The following is a 24,709-nucleotide window of genomic DNA, read 5'->3' on the forward strand; positions in this document are numbered from 1 at the left end:
CAGGCTGGGCAAGCATATCTTTGATGTCACGATTGCTTTTGCTTTAGCAGGACCCAGTCATAGTCAGTGGCAGGTGGCGGTTTTTTGCGGCTGGTCAGAAATTTATGCACCGGGGCAATACCGGACATTTATGCGGCGGCGATGATGATGATGACGACGCCCATGCCTGGCCGCCGTCAAGACTTGCTACAATTGCCCCCAAAACAAGTGCTGCGCCTACTGAAACTGCCATCATTGTTATCTGCGGATGTTTTGCCACAAGGCTTGCGGTTTTTTGTGCAATCCTATGGAACATATTTGTGGCTTTGGCAATTGCCTGCTATTTAAGCAGGCAAGTAGTTTTCGACGAGTAGATTATTACATTATTCAAATGCAGCTTCACGCAAAATCAAGAGGCTGAAAAGGCGTAGCGCCAAAAAAAAGTAATGAGCCGAAAAATACGCCGATAGACTGAATAAGTCTCTTCTCTGCTATTCTGCCATAAGTTGACAACAACGAAGGTAGCGCTTTCCATCGCAGGAAGCGACTCGGGCGCAGGCGCCGGCATCCAGGCCGACCTAAAGACGTTTTCGGCCCTTGGCGTCTATGGCTGCACCGCCATAACCGCGCTGACCGCGCAGAACACGGAAAAGGTGGCCAAGATACACGAAGTTCCTGCAGACATTGTCGAGGCACAAGTAACGTCAATCATGGCAGACATGCCGCCAGCAGTAATCAAGGTGGGCATGGTCTACAGCCGTCAGGTAATAGACGCCGTTGCAAAGCCGCTAAGGAAAGCAAAAGCGCCAATCGTGCTTGACCCGATACTTGCGGCAGGGACGGGTGCAAAACTGCTAAAGGACGACGCGCTGGACTCGTTTGTTTCAAGGTTGATTCCGCTTGCAACCCTCGTCACGCCAAACAGGATGGAGGCTGAAAAGCTGTCCGGCGTAACGATAAGGAACGAAGGCGGTGATGGCATAGAGGCTGCAAAAAAGCTAAAGGCGCTTGGGGCAAGAAACGTCATCGTAAAGGGCGGCCATTTCGGGAAAAAGACGGTGACTGACATACTGCTGCTTGACGACAACAAGGTAGTAGAGATCACAAACCCCCGCGTCGACATCAAGGAGAGCCACGGCTCGGGCTGCAACTTTTCAGCGGCAGTCACCGCATACCTCGCGCGGGGCATGGCGCTTGAAGAAGCGTGCAGGATGGCAAACGAGTACGTGCACGACGCCATAAAAAATGCGGTAGCAGTGGGAAGGGGTCTGCCGGTCACAAACCCGCTCTCGTCTATCTACAAAGACGCGATGCGCCACAGGGTGCTTGCAGAACTGCAGGCGGCAGTTGACAGGCTTGTTTCGCTTGACGGCTTGTACCGGCTGATACCGGAAACGCAGACGAATTTTGCCTATGCGCTGCCCGACGCCGCGAACCATTCGGAGGTTGCGGCAGTCCGCGGCAGGATGGCAAGGGCAGGAAACGCGGTCGTACAGGTGTCAAGGGTAGAGTTTGGCGCTTCAAGGCACATGGCGTCTGCCGTTCTGGCGTACATGAGCATCAGGCCGGCGACAAGGGCGGTTGCCAACATCAGGTTTGGCCAGGAGGTCCTTGCCGCGTGCAAGACATTGTTCAAGGAGCAAGTGTCAAGCTATGACAGGAGCAAAGAGCCTGCCGACGTCAAGAAAAAGGAAGGCTCTACAATATCGTGGGGCACAAGGGCCGCGCTTGCAAAAAACCCAAAAGCAGAAGTGATATACCATAAAGGCGACGTTGGCAAGGAGCCCATGATAACCGTCTTTGGCAGGAGCCCTGCAGAGGTAGTTTACAAGATCGAGCAGATATTGAAGATTTGTTGAGGCTCCTCCTGTAGAAAACGCGGTCTTACCTTATATAGTACGGAATGTGACAGAAACGCCGGCTATGAAAGCAGTCATTCTTGCAGGCGGCCTTGGAACGAGGCTCCAGCCGTACACGTTCTTTATACCCAAGCCGATGCTCCCACTTGGCAACAAGCCGCTCCTCGAATACACCATAGAGTGGCTAAGAAACGCCGGCGGCATCAAAGAGATCGTGATCTGCGTCAGCTACCTCCATCGGACAATCGAGGATTACTTTGAGGACGGGAGCAGGTTCAACGTCAACATAGACTATGCCCGCGCAGAGAGACCCCTTGCAACAGCGGGGCAGCTGAAAACCGCGGAAAAGATGCTTGCCGACGACACGTTTGTCTGCGTCTATGGCGACTCGGTATACGAGTTCAACCTGCGCAAGATGCTTAAAATGCACAAGGAAAGCAACGCGTTTATTTCGATGGCGCTCATGCACTACTCGACAAAGCTAAAGTACGGCTTTATCGACGTCGAGGGAAACGACATAACCGGCTGGCGCGAAAAGCCCGAGATAAGCGGCCTCATCAACATAGGATGCTACGTCATGGAACCGAGCTTTCTAAAGGCGATACCAAAGGCGGGCGCGTTTGGCATGGACGACGCTGTCAGAAACGCCCTTGCGCAGAAAAAGAAGGTCAAGGCTTTTGAGGTAGACGGCTCGGGGTTCATTGACATTGGCGACAAGAAATCGTACCTTGACGCGTACAAGCAGTTTGCAAGCAGGCTGGGCAAGATATAAGACATGCCATCGATTGCGCTCTTTGAAGACCACCATTGGCGCAACTTTTCGCCGCTTACGCTCACGAAGGCGACCTTTGACCTCAAGGTGGGCGCCAGGACGTTTTTTGAAGAGTGCACCTATGCAGGCAACGCGCCTGACGCGCTGCTCGTGCGCAGGCACCTTGAAAAAGTCACGGCCGAACGACACGACGGCTGCAAGGTCAATGACCCTGGCGCCTTTGATGCCGACACCATCTTTGTAAACGGGCTTCTCCACCCGGCAACACTTGACCTGCCACGTCTGTCAAGGGTAAGCCACACTTTTGCCATAACTTCTGCAAACAGGCTTTTGGTGGCGCGCCTGTCAAAAAAATCTGCAGAGTACCTGCAAAAATGCGTCGAGGCCGGCAAGCCCGCCAGCATCAAGGCACTTGCGGTTGAAAAATCCACGGACACGCAGAGCGCAGAAGGGTTGCTGTCAGAGCCGTGGGACCTGACAAGGTTGCTTGAAAACGCGCTTGCCATGCAAACGGTGGCAGCAGAGCAACAGCAGTCAAGCGAAACAATGCAGGGCATAAAAGTACTCGGGCAAAACGCGGTGGTGACAGAAGGTGCCGCAATAGAAGAAGGCACGGTTCTTGACGCAAGGAACGGCGGCATCTACATCGGCCCGGGCGCGTACATTTCCCAGAGCAGAATAGTGGGCCCGGCGTACATCGGCTCGCAGACGCAGGTAAAGCAGTTTTCAATAATAGAGAAAAGCTACGTCGGGAGGAACTGCCGCGTCGCCGGCGAGATAGAGCATTCCATAGTTTCCGATTATACTAACAAGGCCCACGACGGGTTTTTGGGCCATTCGTACGTCGGCGAATGGGTCAACCTCGGCGCCATGACTACCACGTCAGACCTAAAGATGACGTATGGCAACATACGGATTGAAGGTCGCAATACTGGCCTTGACAAGCTGGGCTCGTTCTTTGCGGACATGAGCAAGACGTCCATCGGCACCCTCATTTACAGTGGCCGCAGGATCGGAGTGTCATCGCACCTGCATGGCCTTGTTTCAGGCGACGTGCCGTCGTTTACGATATATGGCAAGGGCATCGGCGCAAAAAACGTCGAGCTTGAACTTGCGTCGGCGATAGAAACACAGAGGAAGGTGATGCCAAGGCGCGGCCAGCAGATGAGCAAGGCGTACGAGCAGATGATAAAAGACGTGTTCCTTTCTACCGCGCAGGAAAGGAAGAAGGCAGGTGTGCGCAGGGCCAAGTTTGCAATTTAATCTATCGGATCAGTGTTAAATGACTGGAGACGTGTTTTCATTTTCTATGTCTGACCATAATACCGCCATTAAAAACTAGAGCTAGAAGGACTATATGTGAGAAACACCATATGAAATATCACATGAGCAACCAGGAATCAATTCGAACTAGACGGATCGTGGCTGGGGCTCTAATAGGATTGACGGCTATTGTAGTAGCAGTATCGATAGCGGCTCCTTTCTTTGCTGCCCGGCAGTCGGGCGCTTTCTATTCCTATTATTATTATCCTTATCATCATCCATTCTTCTTCCCGTTCCATTTCGGTTGGTTTGGCGGAATAGGCATCCTGCTTCCGATTCTTGTGATCCTTCTGATCGCAGGGTGGCTGCTCTGGCCTTCGAGAAGGTACCAGTCAGAAGATCTACGTCAACACAGTGACAATGCCGCATCTATCCTCAGAGAAAGATACGCCAAGGGCGAGATCACAAGAGAGCAGTTCGAAAGCATGATGCGGGATCTGAAGCAGGCAAGCTGATATTATCTTTGCAAGCAGCAGGGCGACGTTGTCGTCCACACGCGCTGTTACTATTGGGTTGAACATCAGCAAGAACATAACACACTTCCAGAACTTGATTAACATTGGTAAGTGAAGATTAAATTCTCAGAATGCAGAGGTTTCCATGTCAGGGCGAGACGCAGTGAACGGGAAGAACTTCCGGACTGGCATTGTCCGTCTGGCATACGGCAGCATGGTAATCGTCCTTTTTTTTGCAATGGCCATTGCCCCGCCACAGGCTTCTGCCATCAAACTCCATTCCATAGTAACAATCAAGCCTACGTTTACCATTGCGGCATACCAGCCACGAGGATTTTATGACTATTACCGCAATACGTGCAGCACACGATGCCTGACAGTGCGATTAAGACCTGCGCAATACACCAGCGATATGGACTATGCAGGAAGCAGTAATGCCCTCAAGAAAATAGAGTCGCTGGGAATAAGCGACGTTGTTACTGACGAGCAGGTAACCAAAAACCCCTCCATCCTGGCAAGCTACGAGAAGGTGATAGTGCTTCACAATGAATACGTCACCCAGGCAGAGTTTGATGCCATAACCCGCCATCCAGACGTCCTTTACCTGTACCCAAACGCGCTATATGCGCTTGTTTCGTACAATCCTGTCTCCAACACGATAACTCTGCAAAAGGGTCATGGCTACAAGGGCGTCAACGATGCTTTCAACTGGCCACCCTCGAGGAGCACCAAAGACGAGTACAACACCAGCTGCAAGAACTGGCAGTTTGAAAAGGCAAGCAATGGCTCAGTCCTGGATTGCTATCCCGAGTTTGATATACTGCACGATGCGAAATTGATGTCGTTAGTTGCGGGTTGAGACCACCAGTTTATCAGCCTAATTCTTTAAAGCAAGCAGATGCTCCACTGGAAGCACGCCCCCTCCTCCCTATGCGCGCTGGCAAATAGTATCACATATAGCTGATGCTCTGCTTTTCCTTCCACAGCCCAAGGCGCTGGTGGAGCCACGGGTAAAAGTTGGCGTCGCCATTTTCAAACTCTTTTTTGATTATCCGGATTATCTTTTTTGACACCTGCCCCGGCCTGCCGTAGATCTGTTTTTTCTTTCCAAGCCGCATGCCAAGGCCCTCGCCCTTTTCATGAGCCTCCTTTGCCATCAGCGACAGCCACGCACGGTTGAGCGGAGGCACCAAGATGTTGCTCTTGGCGTCAAAAACAGTCTCCGGCCTGTCCGTGTTCAGCCTGACGGTAAGCGACGTCACCTTTGGGAAATAAAGCAGTTCTTCCTGCATCGAGCCCGAGTCTGTCATCTCAGCCCAGCAGCGGCCGCTGTCAAGGAATTCTATTACGTGCGCGTACTCTTTCCACAAGGGTGTCATCAGGAACCTGTCCTTGTGATCCTCTGCAAGGTCCTGCAGTTTCTTTTCAAGGCCGTACTGCTTTAGCGCAGAAACCGTCGCGTTCAGCATCACCAAGACTATTTTGTTGTCCGTGCGCTCGATAATGTCTACAAGCCCGCCGATTATTGATGTAAAGCGTCGCTCTGTCAGGTTCTCCCGCCTGTGTATGTCCATCCTTATCCACTCGCCCTTTTCCAGCTGCGGGTACGCGTCAAAGATGCTCTGGCTTGGGCGTTCCCTGCGCTTTTGGTGTATCGCATCAACCACAGAGTTTCCCACCACGTGCACAAACTCTTCCGGGTATCCTTCCCTGACTAGGTGGTCCTTGTTGAGCTGCGTTGGCGCAAAAAAGAACTGCGTGCCGGCGGAGCATATCCACGTGTCTATCTGCTCTGGAAAAGGCTCTTCCCTTGCAAGGAACCACCTTCTGCCATCAAACTGGCTGTGGACAAGGTCGCGCACCGTCTTTTTTGTCGGCTCTTTTGCCGGCGAGAGGTGCTTCATCATCTCCGGCCCCATGGAGCGCAGGCCGGCCTCGTTCTGACCCACCTTCTGGCCCATGCCAAACACCCACGCAAGCGGCGCGATGCCTGCAACGAGCGTGTCGCCGTGCACTATTGGAAGCATCGACTCGTTGTGGCGAAAGTTCTTGCGGCAGTACCGGCCAAAGTAGCCAAATTTCAGTATCAGTTCGCTTGCCTTTTCCATCAGGTCGCCCCGTATCTGCAGATTGCACCCTACAAAGTCGTTAAGGCTAAACTCGTGCATCCCAAAGCCGAGCACGTCGTCAAAGTGCTGGCCCGTGTTTATCACAAAGGACGGCACGTTTTCCTTCGCCGCCTCCACCATCAGGGGAGCCTGCTTGTAAAAGTCTGGCTTTGTCCCAGTCACGACGGCAAGTATCGGGCTCCTCTGCTTTTTTGCGTGCTCAAACACTGATGACAAACTTCCAGAGATTTTTATCGGGAGCATGTCCCGCGATACGTCAAGCTCTGTGTCTTCTTTTGTCTTGTTGTTCAACGGAGATCATCCAGGTTGCCGGCGTACCTGCTCCTCTTTGACGTGACTGCCAGATAACCTCCCAGTCCGGCCACGCCTGCGCCGGCGGCCGCAAACACGTACGGCACAATGCCGACTCCGCCCTGCACGTACTGCGGATGGATCTGCGGGAGCATTCCCAGCGCGGCGACCATGCCGGCCGTCATTATTGCGCCAGAGGCTACCAGCAGCAGGCCCGCAGGCTTGTTGCCTGTCGTCCGGGACATCACAAACACGACGCCGGCAAGAACAATCCCGGGCGCGGCCGATATGGCGACCTCCTGTACGAGCAACCCCGCAGGGTCTATGATGCGGCTTGGGTTTTCCCCCTGGCTGATAAGAAAGTTGTAAAACGAGAGGATAAGCGCCACAAACATTGCTGACAGCGCGATGGAGCCGACGGAAATCCAAGTCTCCAGCTTCATATACGGCGGTTTATTTTCAGAGGTTGGTAATTAAATGATTGGTTTTTTATTTCGCCAAACTAGGTGATGCCGACGAGGCCGGCAAGCTCTTTTCGGCACGCAGAGCCGAGGATCTCGGCTGCTTTTTCCGGCTTGACGTTGTTGACATAGACGCCAAAGCCCCGCTCAAGACCCGACCACGTCGTTAGCTGCGGGTAGACTTCAATGTGCCAGTGGATCTGGCGGCTGTTCTTTTTCTCTGGCGACAGGTGGAAGACCATGTTAAACGGCGCGTCCTTTAGCGCCTTTGACATGCCGCCGAGGGTTGCGCGCATCATCAGCGCAAGGTCGTTTATCTCCTTCTGCGTTATCTTTGAAAATGACGTGATGTGCCTCTTTGGGTATATCCAGAACTCGTACGGGTACGTCGGCGCCCAGGGGCAGAAGGCAAGAAAGCTGTCCGTGGCAAGCACCTGGCGGGGCCCGCTGGACTCGACGGATATCATGTTGCACGCAGGGCAGCTGCCATTTTCGTTCATGAACCTGTGCGAGCCTTCGGCTTCAAGCTCTATTGCAGGTGGAATAGAGGAAAAGGTGACGATGTTCAGGTGGGGGTGAGGCGACTGCGCGCCAGCGCCGGCCCCGCTGTTGACGTATATCGAGACGTACGTCACGCTTTTTTGCGTGTACAGCCACCTGACGCGGTCCTGGATGACGACAAGGACGTTGCCCCACTGCTCGACTGACATCTGGGGCAGGCTCTGCTTGTGGTCAGGCGTCGCGACTACGACCTGGTGGTAGCCGTAGGCCGGCTCGCTGTACAGGGGCTTGTCGCTATAGCTGGCGGCCGCTGTCGTCGTGACGACAGGGTTCTTGCTTTCAAACACCCTGACCGACCAGTCGTCGATTATGCTGTCCTCGCTGTCTGACAGGCGCTGCAGCATGCCATCCTTTACGACAAGCGCAAGGAGCGCCGGCGAGGTCATTGACTCGTTGCCGGGGCAATAGGGGCACTTGTCGTCGTCATCAACACCATCACGCTTTTCATCTCCTCCCCGTTCTGCGGCAGAAGTAGAAGAAGAAGTGTTATTAGGAACAAGGACAAACCTGTCCAGAACATAGTCTTTGCGCAGCTCCCTCATATGCCCGGAAAATGCTCCCCACACTTTTAATTAAAGGTTCTGCACCGCTAATCTCCCAGCGCGAATTCAAGCGCCTTGGCGCAGCGTGCGCAGATGTACGTTCCGCGCTGTACTAGCCCGAAATCCTCTGTCCTGTTGCCCGCTTCGTCCACGACTATTTTGCCGCAGAACCGGCATGAAAGCTCCAACAAGGGATGTGTGCGCAAAACTTGCTAATAACAGCAACGCTTTTTTTCTGCAGTCGCCCGGCAAAAGGCCATGCCACTTGACGCCGACATCAAGAGCATGGTACAGGCAGTCATAAAAAGCGACCTGCAGGCGCCCAAGGTCCCAAAGGGCAGGGTGCCAAAACTGAAAAAGGTGTGGAAGTGCGTCAGCGCTTACGATTTTCTCTACGGCCAGAGGGTGGGCTATTACACCGGCCTTGCCGAGGGCATCATGCTTGAAAGGCACAGGCGCCAGCTGACGCAAGAAGAGCAGGACGAGATATTTGCGGCAATCGAGCCGTACACGAAGGATCTGCGCAAGTACTTTGCCTACTACAGACCCGCAAAAAGAGAGAAGAAGAAAAAATAAATTGACGCGCCATACACCTGACATCATGAGAAAAGACGGTGTTAAAATTGTCTACGTTCTCCTTGATGGCATCGGCGACCTGCCGCACCCGGCGTTAAACGACCTCACGCCGCTTGAAGCCGCCTACACGCCAAACCTTGACGCCCTTGCAAGGAACGGCGCGATGGGCCGCGTGATAACCGTCGGAAAGGGCATCGCGCCGCAGTCCGACATTGCCGTCTTTAACATGCTCGGCTACAGTTTCCGCGACGGAGGCTACGTCGGCCGCGGAGTTATCGAGTCGATAGGCTGCAACATTGACTTTCAAGACGGCGACCTTGCCCTGCGAGGCAACTTTGCAACCGTCGACGACAAGAACAACAAGATAACCGACAGGCGCGCTGGCAGGGTAATTTCCAAAGAAGAGGCAACGGCCGTCTGCAAGACCCTTGAAAACAGCATCAAGTTCAGCGACAAGGACGCCTCAATCGCGCTTGTCCCGACCGTCGCCCACCGCGTGGTGATCAGGATACACCACAGCAAGATGAAACTATCAGACAAGATAACAAACACGGACCCGGCCTACGACAAGGTCGAGGGCATGGGAGTCGCCAAGGCAACATCCGACGACATTTACGTCCAAGAGGCCAAGGCGCAGGACGACAGCAAGGAGGCCAGGATGGCTGCGATGCTTGTAAACGAGTTTACAGAGCAGACAATCAAGATACTGCGCGACCACCCTGTCAACGTTGCAAGAAAGGCGGCAGGCAGAAACCCGATGAACTGCATACTTGCCCGCGATTCGGGCAACAGGTTCCCACAAGTCCAGCCCATCAACAAGAAATACGGCATATCGATTGGCTGCATCGTAGAGATGCCGGTTGAAGTCGGCATCTCCAAGGTACTTGGCATGAAGATGTACGAGGCCGGTTCACTTGACGATTACGAGTTAAAGGCAAGAGTAGCAGCAAAGAGCCTGAAGACGGTTGACGCCGTATACGTCCATTTGAAGGGCCCCGACGAGTTTGGCCACGACGGCGACGCCAAGGGCAAAAAACGCAACCTCGAAGAAATCGACAAGCGCTTCTTTGGCGTCCTTGCCAAGGAGCTGGCAGGCGTGAAAAACCCTGTAATAGTGGTGTCCGGCGACCACTCTACTCCCTGCATCAAAAAAGCGCACAGCGATGACCCGGTCCCGCTGCTCGTGTCTGGAAACGGCGTCAGGCAGGATGGTAGCGCCCGCTTTACAGAAGGCTATGGCAGAAAGGGAAGCCTCGGCCTCCTGATGGGCGCAGATGTCGTCTCGACAGCGCTAAAACTGGCTACTGACAGACAATAAAATACGCAAATGAATAAAAGGCCAAGGCGGCCAGTCATTTATTGTCACACATGTTTGGAGAAGGAGGGCTTGCAGCTGCTGCAGCGCTTGCAGTACTACCTGCAGGAAGCGTCAAAGACGAGACCACGTTTTTCATACTCATCGGCCTGCTTGCAGCCCTCATTGGAGTCGCACTGTACATGCGCCACAAGAGAAACAGCGAGCCCGATTACGATCCTGCTACAGAGTAAGGGCAACGCTCATGCCCGATACCATGGTAAGTATCGCACCCACAACGGAGGCGGCCCTCGTAGAGGGAGGGGCTTCGCTTTCCACGGGATGAGATGTGTGTATTGACTTGTCATTTTCTCGATCGCAGGATGAGCACTTCCACAGCACTGCCTCGTTGCATTCGGGGCAGAACTCGGCTGCATTCATCTCGCTACCGCAAGCTCGACATAACATGTTTGCCCTTTTATGGAACTCCTTTCTAATAAAGGATGTTCCAATAGGTTTATCTCATGACCGCATCAGTGCGAATTTTAACTGGCAGGTATTGGTGGTAAAACCCTTATTTTTCCAAAAGCTTGAACAACAAAGGCAAAAAAAGGGTCAGGCCAGGCCAGGCCTTGTCTGCGGCTTGACTGTGATTGTCAGCTTGAACCCTGTCAGCATGTCCTTGCAGCGGTTGCGTATCGTCACCTCTGTCACGCCAGAAAGGCTAGACACGTCGCGCTGGAGTATGTTTATGCCAAGCAGTATCGACGAGACATATATGTATGCCGCCGCAAGCCCGTTTGGAGCCTTGCCGTCTGCAAGCATGTGGTCATCGGTCTTGTGCGCAATGTCTATTGCGAGGCGTTCCACCTTGGTGTCTATCTTGGCCATGTTGGAGAGTTTTGAGATATAGTGGTCGATGGCCATGGTGACTGGCACCTGTTGCTGCTGTTGTGGCATTTCCGGCGTCGCCTGTGGTGATGATGATGCCTCCTCTGCAAACGCGCTCATCTCCATCACCATCATGCGATAGTATTTTGACGCAAGTTTCACGCTTGACCGGTCCTGCTCTGTAACGCCCGTTGCCGCCACTATCTCGTCAAGTGAGCGCACCACGCGGCATTTCTTGCACGCAAGGTATATTGTTGCAGCCGCCATGCACGCGATTGATTTCCCTTTTGCCTCCTGCATACTCTCATAGTTGCGGTACAGCATTGCCGCAGTTTCAACCAGCAGTTTTGGCAATGACATTGCCGCGCACGTCTCGTTAATCTTTGTCAGGACGTTTGACAGCCGGCGCTCCTGCGGAGACACTATCCTGCTGCGTATGTGCCACTTGCGGATGTTGTTCATCTGCTCGGCCATCTGGTAGTCGATGGACTTGCCTGCATAGTCCTTTGAGCCCGAGGCAATCTCTGTCCTCAGGCCGTAATCGTGGAGAGCAAAACTCGTCGAGCCTGAAGCCCGGGTGTTCTTGGATTTTTCCTCAAAGTCAGTCGCGTTTGACTCGCGGCCAAAGTCATAGACGCTGTCCATCGCGACGTACCCGCAGCGCTCGCAAATGAACTCGCCCTTGGAATAGTCTTGTATGAGGTTTGCGCTGCATTCTGGGCACTGAGTGCAATATTCACTCGTGGTCAATTCCGGCGACCCCTCCTCCTTTCCTTGTCGTGCTGCTTATGTCCATGCGACGACGGTCTAGTCTTCGTCTGCTGTTGCGGCCGTCCGCCGGCAAACACCTTTGCGCCAGTCAGCCTCGCTGTTCTGTCAGTCATGGGAATGACGGAAGCGTACGGCGCGTTCACCGGCCCTATCAGTTCAGATATCCTTCCTACTCGCCTTCCGGCAGAGTCGATGAGCACCTCACCCGGTCTGATGCCTGTCGCTCCGGCTGCGTTCAGTTTTACGATTAACCTTCCGCTCTTTGCTAGATGCATAACTTCCCCGATCTCCCCCATTTGCACAATCAGCTTTTCCTTGCTATCATAAGCTTCGGTCAAAATTGTTATGTTTGTTGATGAACAATATTATTGCGGCCGCTGTTAAATTTTAGCCTGCTACTTTTTTCCGGATTTTTGCCTCGCGTGCTTTTGCAACAGCTTTTCCGCGACGCTTGCAATGACCTTTGATTTTTTCACACCTTCTTTTTTGGCAAGCATGACATAGCCGGACTTGACAAACGATCTTCTTGGAAACCTTGCGGCGTCGTTTACCGCGTCGTCTTCAACCTGGTAGCCGGCCGTCTTGGCCGCCTCGACAAGTTCCTGCACTGTTGGGTCAAAGACGGCGTGGTCGCGCTTGACCTTCCTTCCCTGGCGGCGCTTTAGGTTCTTGTTAAAGTAGTCCAGCCAGAGTATGACGTGGTCATAGTCCTTCAAGGCTCTATCTCGCATTTAACGGAGGGCGCTTTTTAAAACTATTGCGTAGGATGGGAAGACTCGAACATTTGCGCATTTCGTCATTTGTCTTTTATAGGTAAAAAATATGCAAACTCTTCTACTATGGACGAATTTTATTATAGTATCTCTTTTAGGAATTTTTTTATAGACTCATCTTCTACGGGCAAGGTGCCATGAGAGCATCTCAACAACTCTTGGCCGTAGCCGTAATAGGCGTACTAGTTTTTGCAGCCACGGGCGCAGTACGACCAGCAGCGGCAGCATCGGACAACCAGGTACTGGTGAGCAAGACGGCGTCTCCCGCGGACATATTCGTCCAAGGTGCAGGATCGCCTGATTCCACCCAGGTAACATTGACAGTGCAAGGGTTTGGAGGCACCCTTACAGAGACGGTGCCGATTGACGTGGTGTTTGCCATCGACAGTTCTGGCAGCATGACCATCAACGATCCGTCCAACCTCCGCATCGCGGCAGCAAAATCATTTGTCGACAAGCTCAATTCCACGAGGGACCAGGGAGGAGTGGTCAGCTGGGATGACAATGTCGACTTTGCATTTGGCCTCACGCAGGACTTTGGCGCGCTCAAGACCAACATAAACAGCGTCGACGCGTCAGGCGGCACGAACCTCAACGCGGGCCTCAACGGGGCGATATCCATGCTTGACGGCAACACAAGGTCGGGCAGTTCCACAGAGGTCATCATATTCCTGACAGACGGCGTCGGGACGTACACGCCGGCAGGCTCTGGCGGGCCGGCGGCCAATGCGGCAGGCAAGGGCTACAAGATCTACTCTATTGCACTCGGCGGCGCATCGACGGGCCCGCTGACAGACATGGCGTCTGCCACAGGCGGCCAGTTCTTCAACGCGCCCTCTGCTGCAAACCTCGACGCGATATTCAACGCAATCCTCCAACAAATAGTCATCAACACTGCGCCGTTTAACGTCAACCTTGTCGAAACCACGCAGGACTATATTGTTGACGAAAGCAGCTTCAGCATCGCGCCGGACAGCATAGTCACGCTGCCAGGCGGCCAGACCCAGATCACGTGGAACAACGTTGCACAGCACGTCGGCGACGGCGACAACAAGCTGCTGGCCACAGAGACGTTTGCAGTCACATTCGACGCAAGCTCGACGCTTGCAGGCAACAACCTGCCAGTAGACGACCTCGCAGAGTCGCACGTACAGTACACAAACCCAGACGGAACGCCAGGTACTGCAGACATACCACAGGCATTCATAAACGTCCAGGGGCCGCCGGTGGCAGTTGACGACTCGGCAAATACCCTTGAGGACACGCCTGTCACGATAGGCGTCCTTGCAAACGACTCTGACCCTAACGGCGATGCGCTGACGGTCATTTCGGTCTCGCCACCTGCGCAGGGCACAGCAGTCATCAACGGCGACGGCACCATAACCTATACCCCAGACCCATCTATCTTTGGCGCAAGCGACACCTTTACCTACACCATTGATGACGGCCACGGCCTGACAGACACCGCGACTGTCACGGTGAACGTCCAGGGCCTGACAAGCACTCCGGGCAAGGTCACAGGAGGGCAGGCAAACCTCGACAACAACACCAACGCAGGCTTTAACGTACAGTCAGGCGACGGCACCACTTTCAAGGGCCAGCTCCAGTTCAACGACAAGCTTGAGGATATCAAGCTCCACAGCCAGTCGATGACGGCCCTTGCAATAGACCCTACCGGCACGACGGCGACGTTCAAGGGCACAGCAGAAGTCAACGGCGTCTCGGGCTACACCTTCAAGGCAATAGTCAAGGACAACGGCGAGCCGGGAACAAACGATTCGTTCCTGATTGTCATCAAGGACCTGTCCAACACGACCATCTACATGAGAGGCGGAACCCTTAGTGGCGGAAACATACAGATCCACTGAGCGAGGGAGTGAAAATGGCAGGCAAGTCTGTCTGCCCCTCTTTTTTATTTTAAAATTTTAAAAAATTTCTTGAATGAAAAAATTACTGCTTGGCCTTTATCAGTACGGCGTTTACCACGCCATTCTGGCCCGGCCTTGAGGTAACAAGCGCAGAGCCTGCCTCTGTCTCGATGACTGCGCCCTTGCTCACCACGCCTCTTCTTTCATAGTCGCGGTTTGCGGGGTTCTTTGTCACAGTCAATATCTTGGACTTGGTCGCTTTCTTGGATTCAGGGTCCATGACGTTTGCAAACTCGGCGGTCTTGAAGGCTGCCTTGACGTTTGCGCCCCTTACCCTTCTCGTGACAATGTCGGTCGTGCCGACGGTAGCTTCATTTGGATACCTGTCGATCTCGGATTTCCTCCGGATCCTGTTGGCGAGCTTGCGTCCGCCAGTCAGCTTGCGGCCCGCAAGGTTCTCTATCGACTTGCGCATATTGTGTTTTCTAGTGTATTAAATACTCTAATAAAAAGCGTACGATGCCAAGTACATAGACGACGCAATCGAGCTTTCTAATGAGCTATGCAAGCCTGCTGAGAGCATCGATATCATTGAGCTTGGGGCTGGCAGTATAATAACACAGATCAAAAGAATCCGATCTATCTCATCCTTCAGTCTTCTGACGAGCAAGCAAAACCAAAGCCGATGAAGTAAAGAACGACGAAGGTAGTTAGTAACTATCCCAAGTTGCGGAAAATGATTACCCAGTTGATTATGTTAGTAATCCTAGTTAGTACTCAACCTCTTAACGTCGCTGGCGCAGCTTCAGGAGCACCAGCCTGCGATCAATCGCTGTGGAACCATGTGTATCGCCCGGAAAGACTGAAGGTGGTTAACCCCTGCGTCTCTGTCACGGGTGTGATAAAGGGCATAGCGTCTGAACTAGACGGAGACCTCCATATCCTTGTGAAACTTGATCCCCGATATTCCAATCTGACTAAAAATAACATAGCAAATACGATCTTTCAACAGGGAAATCTGGTAGTCGAGGCTATATGTCGGCATGAAACATTTCTAAGCGGCCCTAAAGCCGCATGCGCTAACTTCCACCAAGATCTTGCCATTCCTCCTGTCAGCACGCATGTGGAGGTCGTAGGTTCGTATGTTTTGGATCAAGGCCATTTCAATTGGGCAGAAATCCACCCAGTCACATCAGTAACCGCTACGAACTGACTGTACCGCCTTATGGCGCACTGTCATTTTTTTCAGAGAAGATTTTTGTACGAGCATCATCTTTAGACCGCGCAGAAAAATGAGGGAATCTCCGGAAAGTCTCATAATACCGTTAGAGACGGAAGAGCTCTACCCGACCATCATCCTAGAACTTTGCGACAATTGCAAGTGGTCTTGTTCCTGTCTCAGTACAACAGACACTATCGAATCATGTCCAGTGTGCAAGGCAGCTATCAGGTCATACGTTCCAATGACATCAGAAGAGGTCAGCCGTATCGAGATTGACGACGAGCGTGGGATGATTCTTCAGTTCAGCAGGCGAATGCTAGTACAATGATTTTCTGGTCTCCCTCGCCGGATCCAACATAAATTCCCATATCTTTCCGGATGTACGGTTTTATCTTTTCCTTTGGCGACATAGACTATTAGGATCGGCTCATCACCTGGTCCTATCCATCCAAATTCTGGAATTATCTCTGGATGACGGTGTGACTATTCATTTTGCCTCTGACAGATTTGTTGGCAGCAGCTTCCCCTGCGCCTCTGTCCCAAAATCCTCTTGGCGGTCGTTGATTTTACTTGAGTTTATGCGAACTAAAGCTGCAGTCATTTATTTATTTCATCACAGATAATTTCAAATTCAATCACATCAAGACAAGACATAATATGTGACAGAACTAACTAGGAAGGTCAGCTTTCGAACTCGCAGTAGTAGTAGTCGCTGGCGGCTGTTGCCTGGGGTTTTCCTTGTTGGTCTCTGCCACCAGCTTGCTCTTCATCGAGTTAAGGTCGGTTATGCCGAAATACTCTTGGAACTTTTTCGTCGTCCGGTACACCTTGAGTCTGCCCAAACTCTCGTGCTCGACAAACTCCATCTGCTCTAGCTCCTTTATGTGTTGGTACACCTGGCTCCCGCGTATCTGCACCAGGCGCTTTGAGGTGACAGGCTGCTCGTACGCGATATAGGTGAGGGTCTTGAGCGCGGCCGCCGGGACGAGTGGATGCTGGGCAAACCGGCGAATCAGGGGAGTGTAGGCAGGCTTTAGCTGAAACACATACGAGCCGTCTTCAAGCTGGACCACCTCAATTGCCTTGAACACAGTCTTGGTCTTTTTGACAAGGTCGTTTACGACGCGCATGGTCTTTTCCTTCGAGTTTGTCCCGGACGCGCGTACCAGCTCGTCGACCGTGAGGGGCCTGCCTGCGGAATAAAGGGCCGCCTCTATCCTTGCAGCAACTTCGTCTTCTGGAAGCGACTCGCGCATCTTGTCTTTTGGAAGAACCGTGGAATTACTTTACTGTTGCTGTTGCGCCTGCGCTGGCTCTGGCTGCCTCAGGGTTATCCTGACATCGTCAGAATCGTCTGGCTGCTCAAGGTCCACCTTGCCCTTCATTGCAAGGTACAGCATGGCGATGAAACAGCGCGCCGTCTCGACCGGCTCCATCTTGGCCACAAGCGTCTTGAACATGGTCGGCCCGTCGGCGCTTACGATGTCAAATATCATGTCCTCGTAGCCCTGGATTATCTGCTCAAATTTCACGAGGTACTGGTCAAAGTTGAACGTCTGGACCGGCTCAAGCTCGACCTGTTTTTTGCGCGGCCGGGGATTTGCCAGTTCCATTATCATGTTCTCAAGCACCTTGAGCAAGTCTTCTACAGACACCGGGTACGTGGACTCGACCCTGAAGGGAAGGTCAAGCGTGTTCAGTTGCGGGATTGGAAGCTGCTGTTGCGGGTCGTCAACGCCTTTTTTCTGCATCGCAATTTTCTCGAGCAGAAAAATGCTTTCCACCTTGAGCCGGTATATCATCGACGACGACACAGCTGCGATGCCGCATATGCGCAGGTCTTTGTTGCCAGTCGCGTTTATCAGCTGCAAAAACAGCTCCAGAAGGCGCACAATGTCGACGTTCCACACGTCCTTGCGTATAACGGCAGAAGGGTTGAACAGTATGTTGAGCGGCGGCTGCGCTATGGTCTTTTTAGTGTCCGGGACCTCTGACGGCGCTTCTCCCGCTTCGGACAATTCTCTCTTCCCCCTCCCTCAAGGTTGAGGGCAAAAAGTTCCTATAATACGTATGGGTGAAGAAACATTTCATCCCGCGTCATCATAGTTATGCGTCGTCACTCAAGCCCAGGGTCTGCCCTGGCTTTTTCCAGATCGTCTTCACACACCCATATAGCCTGTAAGGAGGCTGGAAGAAATCGCAAGACCATCCTGATTGGCCGCTCGACTGCCGGCGCAAGACAGCCGGCGACGCTTAGTTTATCTTCTACTTTGCAGTCTATGCTCTTGCACACACAGGAATGGTCAAGAAAAAGCAGGCGTCGAGGGCTGTCGTGATTGCAGGCTTTGCGGCAATCGCAGTCCTTATCGGCGTCATGGTCATGCTGCAGGTATCAAGCGCCCAGAACGACGAGTTCAAGCAAAAGTGGGATGGTATTGCGGTCGACACTATTGCCCTTACAAGAGAGTACCAGGCAGAGGAGGGCAAGTGGAAGGCAGGCCAGTACGACAACGCCACGATGGCAGCAATCATCGACAAGTACATGCCAAGGTACCAGTCGCTCATCGACAGGGCAAACGCGCTTGAAACACCCGAGCGCTACACCGACGCCCGCAGCCTGCTGGTAAAGGCAATACAGGCAGAAAAGGACAGCAACGAGCATTTCAAGGCGTATCTGCTGACAGGCAACAGGGCCGAGTACGAGAAGACGCTGGACCTGTTCTCGCTTTCGCTAAAGTACAGCGCAGAGGCCGATGCAGCCATGAAGGCGGCCGGCTAATGCCTACGTTTTAATTAAGGTGATCAAGACTTTTCTTACGCTGGGCCCATAGTTCAGCTTGGACAGAATGGCTGCCTGCGGAGCAGTTGGTCGAGGGTTCGAGTCCCTCTGGGCCCGCTCATTTCACATGTTCAGGGGCCCCTCCCAATTTTATAGCGGAGGAATTCCCTGATGCCCGAAAGGCTGTAGACAGTCATTGCAAAGATAATAGATAAACTGCCAAACCCCGTCAACGTCGCGCTAGTAAAGGAATTTCACGACTTCATGAAGAGAAACTAGACAGCTAGGCGCCATCCAAAGAACTCGTTTAGGGCAGCGCGATTGCTTTTGGCCGCCACTTTATTGGCCCACCCACAACTTTGGTCGACCAAATGGAGCTGATCCTTGATTTTCTGGCAACAATAACAATAATAGCAACTATATCGTCTTTTGCTATAGCCCTCCAAACAGATCCAGGTAAACCGTATGGTACCCGGAGGCAACTACAGAGACCATGGGAGCAATAACTTCCGTAATCTTTTGCTTGGTTTCAGGATCAAACTCTGTTTGTGTTTTGGTTGCGAACTTGTATTCAATAAGCTTGCCAGTTGTGCCGATTAATTTGCCATCACTTAATACGTTTGCCACCACCGCGGACCCGTTATATGATGCAGTTACAGTAAACTTGACCGGCTTGTTGACCGCTACTTTTTGCGGGTTAACAGACACGTTCATTGTTTTTAGTGGTACAAAGGGGTTCTGGGCATCCCAAAGTGCGACTATAGGTTTCCACGGATGCTGCTCCCAGCCAAGCCACCACTGTTCGTAACCTTCAGGCACCTTGCCCCCCGACGCGATTCTCTGATCAACAAGTTCCTTTAATTCTCGTTTCCAATGGCGTACGCTTGCCAGGGCTTCTGATCTCTTTTTTCCGCTGTCGGGTCCTGTGAGAGGAGACGGCGTTTCAGGATGTTTTCCTTGGTCCGAGCTGTAAGTGAACCCATTTGCAGCATATTCTAGTTGCCAGATCTTGCGCCTCAGGCGAACTATTAGTGTAGTATTTCTCTCGCTGGAATTCTTTGTGGTTTGTTCTCCATAGGTGGCCGGATCTTTATCCCAGGCGGTTATCACATCATCTGCACGCATGAACCCATGGGCTACACGTATGCGAATTAGTCCCGGATCAATCGTCATTCCATCGTGGATATCGTGTTCTGGACGGATCACCACTACCGGCTTGCCCCAGCTGTTAGGCGGAAATAGAGATGATTCTGATATTTCCGAGGGCATAATATCTGCAGATGCACGCATACCAATGTCAAGTATGTTTGCGGGCGGATCGTAGGAATGAAGTGGCCCTCCACCGCCCAGAATAGGCTTTTGCGGATCAATCTCTGTAGACGAGGCAACTACTGCATAGATAAAATCGGCGCCTGCATCAATGGCCGATTCTATTGGTGTGGTTGCCCTTACGCCCCCATCGATATACCAGTACGAGCCGACCTTGACTGGAGGGAAAACAAATGGTATGGATGATGAAGCAAGAGCACCGCTTACAAGGCTGGTCATAACTGGGAACTGCTTCTTCGGACAATTCTCAAGCTGTTTTCGAAGCTGGGCTTGTTTATTGCGCAGCGCTGCGACACCAGCGAGGGCCCCTTTTTGCGGATCTTTATCATCGAAGGCGGAATCTTGCGCATCCTTTATTTGCGATTCGAGCTCGGCTATCTTTTTGAGGATTGGCCCGGAGCAAGCAGGATCATATTGCGTAACCAATGTCGGCGACCCATCGCGCTCAATTACTGCGCCAGTTTCAGTAACGTAGCGCAGTTTCCCATCTTCAAGGGCCACCATGGCAAGCCGCAACTTGATACCGGATTTCGCAACCAGTTCGGGATGAAAGCTTGCTCTCTTGAGCATGGTGTCATGGATTGGGTCAAGATTGTACAGCGAGCGCGTTGCTAACAAAGACTGGATATCCTTTTTGACCTTGTCCAAGGCGCTGTCTCCTCCCGAGAACAGCCAAGCTATCAATCCAATAGGACCCAAAAGTACAGAGGAGCTGCAGTGGCGGTTACATCCTCCAGCAATTCTTTTGCATCTTTTTCAAATTTGGACGTATCTATTGCGTCTTTGTACATATTGCCATTCTTCTTAAGAAGCAGCCAGATCTCTTCCAGTCCTGCGAGTCCCTGCAAGTGTCCATCGCTATCGCGGTTTGCCATTTTTTCTTTGGGCTCGCCTTCTGCCAGTTTGAGCGCGTTAATCGCACCTACGGACGTACCGCAAATAATCTTGGGAGCTATTTTGCGTAGCCGATAAAGGTAATTGACCACACCAACTTCAAAATCACCGTGAGCTCCACCTCCACTAAGTACAAGTGCAACCTGAGGGACCATCCTTCCCGGATCTATCCTGACGTTTGTAGCTGTTGCTGCCGCTGTTGTCCCTAACGTAGATGCAGAAATGGTACTGCTACGCGGATCTAACCTTAGCTGCCGAACTTCCACGCTTGTCTCGTCTTCTACCGGTAAAGCCTTACTGGTTGCTTGGCTCATGACTACCGTGGATTTGGATATAAGAGAACTATATATCCTTTTTATACCAAAATAGTTTTGTTATCGCCTAAATTGGACCTCCACAAGCATCTTCGCGCCCGCCCAAGCACGCTGTCTCCTGCATCATTCAGCCTTCAATGATTACCATAGACAAAAGCTGCAGTTATCGAAATTCTCTCTTGTATCTGAACCCTGTTTTCGTAATGTTCGAGTCCCTCTGGGCTCGTACTTTTTCGGTTGGAAATCTTTGTCCATTATCCTTATTATTGGATGAAATATGTCGCTGATTGTCTAATATGAGTATGCATGGCCTTTTTCTAAAGTCTTCCATAACTAGTGGCAGCCAATTCTAGATGCTTTAGAATCAGAACAAATCTCACCAAAACTGAAACCGTGCCCAAGAAATTACATCACAACATCAATGGTGGGCACAATCGAGAATATGCGACCTACTGGACGCCGGAGGGCACCATGTGTTTTTTGTGCTCGATAATAATAATATGACTTTCTAAATATGTCTTGTTTGCAAAACGCAAATGACATACCTCGCATTCAAAACCTTCAAGCTTTTCTTTCCTTGATTTTTCCATTACCGAGTACGTCATATCCCTTTCCGAGCCTTGAGTTTAACTTAACTATGTTAGCCCGTTCTGCAACGAACGTGTGCTGTATAGGCATCGTGCTTTAATGTGGTACCTACTACATACGAGGGCAAAGAATACATCACAAGATGCCGCTAATCATGCTCGGCTAAAACCGTAACCGTGCCTTTCATCCAAGGATGCGGTATGCAGTGATAATGATAGACTCCAGCCTCTGTAAAAGTAAAATTGTATGTTTGTCCAGACGGCATCAGTCCGATGGTGGCTGTAGAATCGAATTTTCCGCTTATCTTGTCTACATAGTCATTGTCACTGGTTACGCTGTGATACGTGTTGTCGTTGTTTTTCCATATGACTTTGTTGTTAGCGCCTAGACTAACACGAACATCGCTTGGAAAGAAGTTTTGCGCTTGAGACTCTAGCGAAGAACCCGGCAAAATCCCAACATTAGTAATGCTTGGAGGATTCAAAATGTCTTGAGGGACTCGAGGCTTCCTGTTTATCGTGGGTACGTAGTAGAATTGATAGTACACCAAGCTGATGGCTACTGCTACCAAAAATGTCATGACGGATATGCCTGCCGCCGTCTTTTGGTTTTTCTTCAACAGGACCATAGGCAATCACCAGAATCGGCAATAATGCAGGTTAGCCAGTTTCCTTCACAATTTCTCGCAGATGGTCGTAGTAATTGTTGTGGATTTGGTTGAAACGAAAGACATTCTTTTTTCTGTCCTTCACCTTTCCAATATGATGATGATAAGGATGAGAAGTGGTAGAAGAAGGGCATCGATACCATATTCTTCTTACTGAAAGAATGCTAGGCTTCTAAGTGAAAGTGTCGAAGAGAAGAAGCCATCAATTTGATATCAGCTCGTCATGTACTATAAAGATCGATTTCATTGCAAATAAGACTTGCTTAACAAGAGATCGGTGCATTACTTTATCTTAAGATGAAAAAGAAAGTCAATTACCGTCTTTGAGAGGTACATAAAATTTCCTGTAATGTGTCTTTAGAACTTTCTCCAGCAAGACACAGGAACCAGTTTAAGGCTATCTGGCCTGTAACAAGAACCATGCACCCACTAATGCCCTATCCAACCCGTGACGGTTTCTGCCTTTTTGTAGAAAAGGTGCCAGGATCCACTGAGGGACCTGAAACTTCTGGGCCCGTCTTCTCTCGTACGACAATATAACTCGCCGTGCGGAGACTCCAAAGACTCGTTTTCGAGCGCTAATCACTGTTACATCCTCTACGCCATTGCCTGCAATTTAGTAGTTAGTCTGGTCGCAAAAATCGAGTCAGTCGCTTCGATTGTGCTGGCCAATGCTTGCAACACCTTGCGGCCTTTCTCTGTGGTATTTGCGTACTGTTTGTGCCGCAAGTCAGATACGCCCTCGCGCCTGCCATTTTCCAGCAGCCCGTTTTCAATCAAGACAGCCAGGTAGTAATTTGTCTGTTCGTAACTCAGGTTTGCCCTGCTCATGATATGGGTCTTTTTCTGCGGCACCAAACACAAATCCAGAATATCGCGTATGATTTCGAATCGGGTGCGGTTATTCGTTCTCTTCATCGTACCCTGCCTCTCTTTATTGCCAGAGCGAACAATAATTCGATCATGTCGCTCTTAATAACGTCATACTAATAATCAAGAGTCGCGGCCTTTTCTCATCTGCTGCCAAACACGACCCCGACCTGAATGTGCACTTTGCTGTCATGGCGCGCCAACCGTCTGACGACGTTACTGAATGACACAAGAAAAGCAATATCTACAGAAATGAGCAAGGGCGGCCTCTACTATTCGTCGACCGTTATTCGTTAAATCACCCCTACCAGTCAGACACAGCACTGCCCTGATAGGGGTCTCGGTGCATATTGGGTTATGCTAGGTTGTTTCTTGCTCAGGCGCACGCTATATGCCGATAAACGGGCCTGACAGCATATTATGTTTTCACGATCTTACAGTTATGACTTGCTGATCTTTGTTTGAAATGTCGTTATACGGTTTGGTGCGAGCAAAACCTTCTTGCACAATTCTCCAGGCGGCTTTTTGAGCGAGCCCACAAATGCATGTTTTGATGACGAATATTGTTGGCTCTGATGGTTGTGTTACATGACTTGCCCGGGCACGGCGCCGGCTCGCATTATTTTTAATGCAAAATTTTTAATGCAAAATCAGGTCGTATGGATTATGTTAGTCAGCCCCTACCCTCGAGATTAGACGGCGCGGGCAGGGGCATGGCTTTTCAGTAGTTTTTTGGGTACTGTCTTAGACTTGCTCAGGCACGAATGAGAGAACATGCCTGATAGTAGACAATCAACGTAGCGATGTGTTTAAGGCTTGCTTACCAACCAAAAAGTAATCTTGTTACCTAAGTTGACTTTACTTACTTGCGAATAAGTATACGATATAATCGAAAACTATCATTATTCGCTGATAATTGGCATTATTATTATTATATAAATTCAAAATACACTATCAACGCTATTTTTTGCACCAAACACAAAACTTGTTTATGGTTTGGCGCTATAAGGTATTTTTGGCTTGTCTTTTGCTGTCAAGGGGTTCTGTTCGATAAAGAGACAGGGTCAGGCCTTCCCGTGCGGACAAATCACAAATGGTCCTCACGCGGATTTGCTACACTCAAATGACTGCAAAACTCGGCTTGTTTTTCTATTTTTTTTATAATATCTAAAAATAGCAGATTCGCTTATCGACGTCCATAAATCAAGCTGAAACAAGCCAGCGACCCATCAGCCCAATCGTTCTAGCCATTCTGACTTTTATTGCAAGCAGGTTTGGCGGTTCGCCAGGGTCTTACGCATCTATCGCGACTAGTCCGGTCGGTTTTTATTTGCTGGTTAGAAAAGATGTAAAACGTTATTTGTTGCACTAGTGGGCAGTGTGACAATGCTTTTCAAGATATTGCAAAATCCGCAGGAATGCGAGCAAACAGCTGCATGCCCTTGCATACTAGGTCACATGTTCGGTAAAACATAAACTGCATAATGCGGCAAATTTACCT

The 24,709-nt window shown here is 51.2% G+C and carries 25 protein-coding genes and 1 tRNA gene; 11 read left to right on the top strand and 15 right to left on the bottom strand.

Annotation, left to right across the window (positions count from 1 at the left end; translation table 11 throughout):
- Positions 1-94 precede the first annotated feature (94 nt).
- Positions 95-295 (bottom strand): hypothetical protein, encoded by a 201-nt coding sequence (locus NTE_RS16615; protein WP_158385327.1) that lies wholly within the window; start codon positions 293-295, stop codon positions 95-97.
- A 190-nt stretch (positions 296-485) separates the two neighbouring features.
- Between NTE_RS16615 and thiD the strand changes: the two genes are divergently transcribed.
- The 5 genes from thiD to NTE_RS09150 all read left to right on the top strand — a co-directional run bounded on the left by thiD (position 486) and on the right by NTE_RS09150 (position 5,247).
- Positions 486-1,838 carry a bifunctional hydroxymethylpyrimidine kinase/phosphomethylpyrimidine kinase gene (gene thiD, locus NTE_RS09130; RefSeq protein ID WP_148700736.1) on the top strand — a complete coding sequence of 451 codons (1,353 nt, stop codon included), beginning with the start codon at positions 486-488 and terminating at the stop codon, positions 1,836-1,838.
- Between the two features lie 64 nt (positions 1,839-1,902).
- Positions 1,903-2,610 (top strand): nucleotidyltransferase family protein, encoded by a 708-nt coding sequence (locus NTE_RS09135; protein ID WP_148700737.1) that lies wholly within the window; start codon positions 1,903-1,905, stop codon positions 2,608-2,610.
- A gap of 3 nt (positions 2,611-2,613) precedes the next feature.
- Complete coding sequence (locus tag NTE_RS09140; protein ID WP_148700738.1) at positions 2,614-3,873, top strand: putative sugar nucleotidyl transferase; 1,260 nt, start codon at positions 2,614-2,616, stop codon at positions 3,871-3,873.
- Positions 3,874-3,995: 122 nt separating this feature from the next.
- Entirely contained in the window at positions 3,996-4,388 is a 393-nt protein-coding gene (locus NTE_RS09145) for an SHOCT domain-containing protein (protein ID WP_158385330.1), read from the top strand.
- Between the two features lie 145 nt (positions 4,389-4,533).
- On the top strand, positions 4,534-5,247 hold the full coding sequence (locus tag NTE_RS09150; protein WP_148700740.1) for a N,N-dimethylformamidase beta subunit family domain-containing protein: 714 nt from the start codon (positions 4,534-4,536) through the stop codon (positions 5,245-5,247).
- Between the two features lie 91 nt (positions 5,248-5,338).
- On the opposite strand, the gene NTE_RS09155 is transcribed toward NTE_RS09150, so the two are convergent.
- The 4 genes from NTE_RS09155 to NTE_RS09170 are packed head-to-tail and all read right to left on the bottom strand — an operon-like array spanning position 5,339 to position 8,560.
- Positions 5,339-6,808, bottom strand: coding sequence for a UDP-N-acetylglucosamine 2-epimerase (locus tag NTE_RS09155; RefSeq protein WP_148700741.1), 1,470 nt, complete (start codon positions 6,806-6,808; stop codon positions 5,339-5,341).
- Entirely contained in the window at positions 6,805-7,251 is a 447-nt protein-coding gene (locus tag NTE_RS09160) for a hypothetical protein (protein ID WP_148700742.1), read from the bottom strand. The genes NTE_RS09155 and NTE_RS09160 overlap by 4 nt, the downstream gene beginning before the upstream one ends.
- Positions 7,252-7,310: 59 nt before the next feature.
- A complete protein-coding gene (locus tag NTE_RS09165) occupies positions 7,311-8,372 on the bottom strand; it encodes a galactose-1-phosphate uridylyltransferase (protein ID WP_148700743.1) in 1,062 nt (353 codons plus the stop codon).
- A 47-nt stretch (positions 8,373-8,419) separates the two neighbouring features.
- Entirely contained in the window at positions 8,420-8,560 is a 141-nt protein-coding gene (locus NTE_RS09170; RefSeq protein WP_158385333.1) for a zinc finger domain-containing protein, read from the bottom strand.
- A 70-nt stretch (positions 8,561-8,630) separates the two neighbouring features.
- On the opposite strand from NTE_RS09170, the gene NTE_RS09175 reads away from it, so the two are divergent.
- Genes NTE_RS09175 through NTE_RS09185 form a run of 3 tightly spaced genes read left to right on the top strand, consistent with a single transcriptional unit; the run spans position 8,631 to position 10,496 of the window.
- Entirely contained in the window at positions 8,631-8,948 is a 318-nt protein-coding gene (locus NTE_RS09175; RefSeq protein WP_148700745.1) for a hypothetical protein, read from the top strand.
- Between the two features lie 25 nt (positions 8,949-8,973).
- Positions 8,974-10,266 (top strand): BPG-independent phosphoglycerate mutase family protein, encoded by a 1,293-nt coding sequence (locus tag NTE_RS09180; protein ID WP_148702113.1) that lies wholly within the window; start codon positions 8,974-8,976, stop codon positions 10,264-10,266.
- A gap of 50 nt (positions 10,267-10,316) precedes the next feature.
- A complete protein-coding gene (locus tag NTE_RS09185; protein WP_226987266.1) occupies positions 10,317-10,496 on the top strand; it encodes an LPXTG cell wall anchor domain-containing protein in 180 nt (59 codons plus the stop codon).
- Between the two features lie 361 nt (positions 10,497-10,857).
- Here the strand turns inward: NTE_RS09185 and NTE_RS09190 are convergent, their stop codons facing one another.
- From NTE_RS09190 to NTE_RS09200, 3 genes are all read right to left on the bottom strand, one after another.
- Entirely contained in the window at positions 10,858-11,883 is a 1,026-nt protein-coding gene (locus NTE_RS09190) for a transcription initiation factor IIB (RefSeq protein WP_148700747.1), read from the bottom strand.
- On the bottom strand, positions 11,880-12,179 hold the full coding sequence (locus NTE_RS09195; protein ID WP_158385334.1) for an H/ACA ribonucleoprotein complex subunit GAR1: 300 nt from the start codon (positions 12,177-12,179) through the stop codon (positions 11,880-11,882). The genes NTE_RS09190 and NTE_RS09195 overlap by 4 nt, the downstream gene beginning before the upstream one ends.
- 120 nt (positions 12,180-12,299) lie before the next feature.
- Positions 12,300-12,620, bottom strand: a complete 321-nt coding sequence (locus tag NTE_RS09200; RefSeq protein WP_148700749.1) for a signal recognition particle subunit SRP19/SEC65 family protein — start codon at positions 12,618-12,620, stop codon at positions 12,300-12,302.
- A 194-nt stretch (positions 12,621-12,814) separates the two neighbouring features.
- Between NTE_RS09200 and NTE_RS09205 the strand changes: the two genes are divergently transcribed.
- Positions 12,815-14,545: an Ig-like domain-containing protein gene (locus NTE_RS09205; RefSeq protein WP_148700750.1), complete on the top strand. Its 1,731-nt coding sequence runs from the start codon at positions 12,815-12,817 to the stop codon at positions 14,543-14,545.
- Positions 14,546-14,627: 82 nt separating this feature from the next.
- On the opposite strand, the gene NTE_RS09210 is transcribed toward NTE_RS09205, so the two are convergent.
- The 3 genes from NTE_RS09210 to NTE_RS09220 all read right to left on the bottom strand — a co-directional run bounded on the left by NTE_RS09210 (position 14,628) and on the right by NTE_RS09220 (position 17,785).
- Complete coding sequence (locus NTE_RS09210) at positions 14,628-15,020, bottom strand: 30S ribosomal protein S8e (protein ID WP_148700751.1); 393 nt, start codon at positions 15,018-15,020, stop codon at positions 14,628-14,630.
- A 1,415-nt stretch (positions 15,021-16,435) separates the two neighbouring features.
- On the bottom strand, positions 16,436-17,023 hold the full coding sequence (gene scpB, locus NTE_RS09215) for an SMC-Scp complex subunit ScpB (protein ID WP_148700752.1): 588 nt from the start codon (positions 17,021-17,023) through the stop codon (positions 16,436-16,438).
- A gap of 30 nt (positions 17,024-17,053) precedes the next feature.
- Positions 17,054-17,785 carry a chromosome segregation protein ScpA gene (locus tag NTE_RS09220; RefSeq protein WP_148700753.1) on the bottom strand — a complete coding sequence of 244 codons (732 nt, stop codon included), beginning with the start codon at positions 17,783-17,785 and terminating at the stop codon, positions 17,054-17,056.
- 281 nt (positions 17,786-18,066) lie between these two features.
- Between NTE_RS09220 and NTE_RS09225 the strand changes: the two genes are divergently transcribed.
- On the top strand, positions 18,067-18,546 hold the full coding sequence (locus NTE_RS09225; protein WP_148700754.1) for a hypothetical protein: 480 nt from the start codon (positions 18,067-18,069) through the stop codon (positions 18,544-18,546).
- Between the two features lie 42 nt (positions 18,547-18,588).
- A tRNA-Arg gene (locus NTE_RS09230) sits at positions 18,589-18,663 on the top strand.
- A gap of 315 nt (positions 18,664-18,978) precedes the next feature.
- Here the strand turns inward: NTE_RS09230 and NTE_RS09235 are convergent.
- The 4 genes from NTE_RS09235 to NTE_RS09250 form a co-directional block, all read right to left on the bottom strand.
- Complete coding sequence (locus NTE_RS09235; RefSeq protein ID WP_148700755.1) at positions 18,979-20,523, bottom strand: patatin-like phospholipase family protein; 1,545 nt, start codon at positions 20,521-20,523, stop codon at positions 18,979-18,981.
- Between the two features lie 32 nt (positions 20,524-20,555).
- Positions 20,556-21,083, bottom strand: a complete 528-nt coding sequence (locus tag NTE_RS09240; protein WP_226986937.1) for a patatin-like phospholipase family protein — start codon at positions 21,081-21,083, stop codon at positions 20,556-20,558.
- A 736-nt stretch (positions 21,084-21,819) separates the two neighbouring features.
- A complete protein-coding gene (locus tag NTE_RS09245) occupies positions 21,820-22,299 on the bottom strand; it encodes a cupredoxin domain-containing protein (protein WP_148700756.1) in 480 nt (159 codons plus the stop codon).
- Between the two features lie 636 nt (positions 22,300-22,935).
- Positions 22,936-23,256 carry an Sso10a family chromatin protein gene (locus NTE_RS09250; RefSeq protein WP_148700757.1) on the bottom strand — a complete coding sequence of 107 codons (321 nt, stop codon included), beginning with the start codon at positions 23,254-23,256 and terminating at the stop codon, positions 22,936-22,938.
- Between the last annotated feature and the right edge of the window lie 1,453 nt (positions 23,257-24,709).

The sequence above is a fragment of the Candidatus Nitrososphaera evergladensis SR1 genome (genome assembly GCF_000730285.1).
Taxonomy (GTDB): Archaea; Thermoproteota; Nitrososphaeria; order Nitrososphaerales; family Nitrososphaeraceae; genus Nitrososphaera; species Nitrososphaera evergladensis.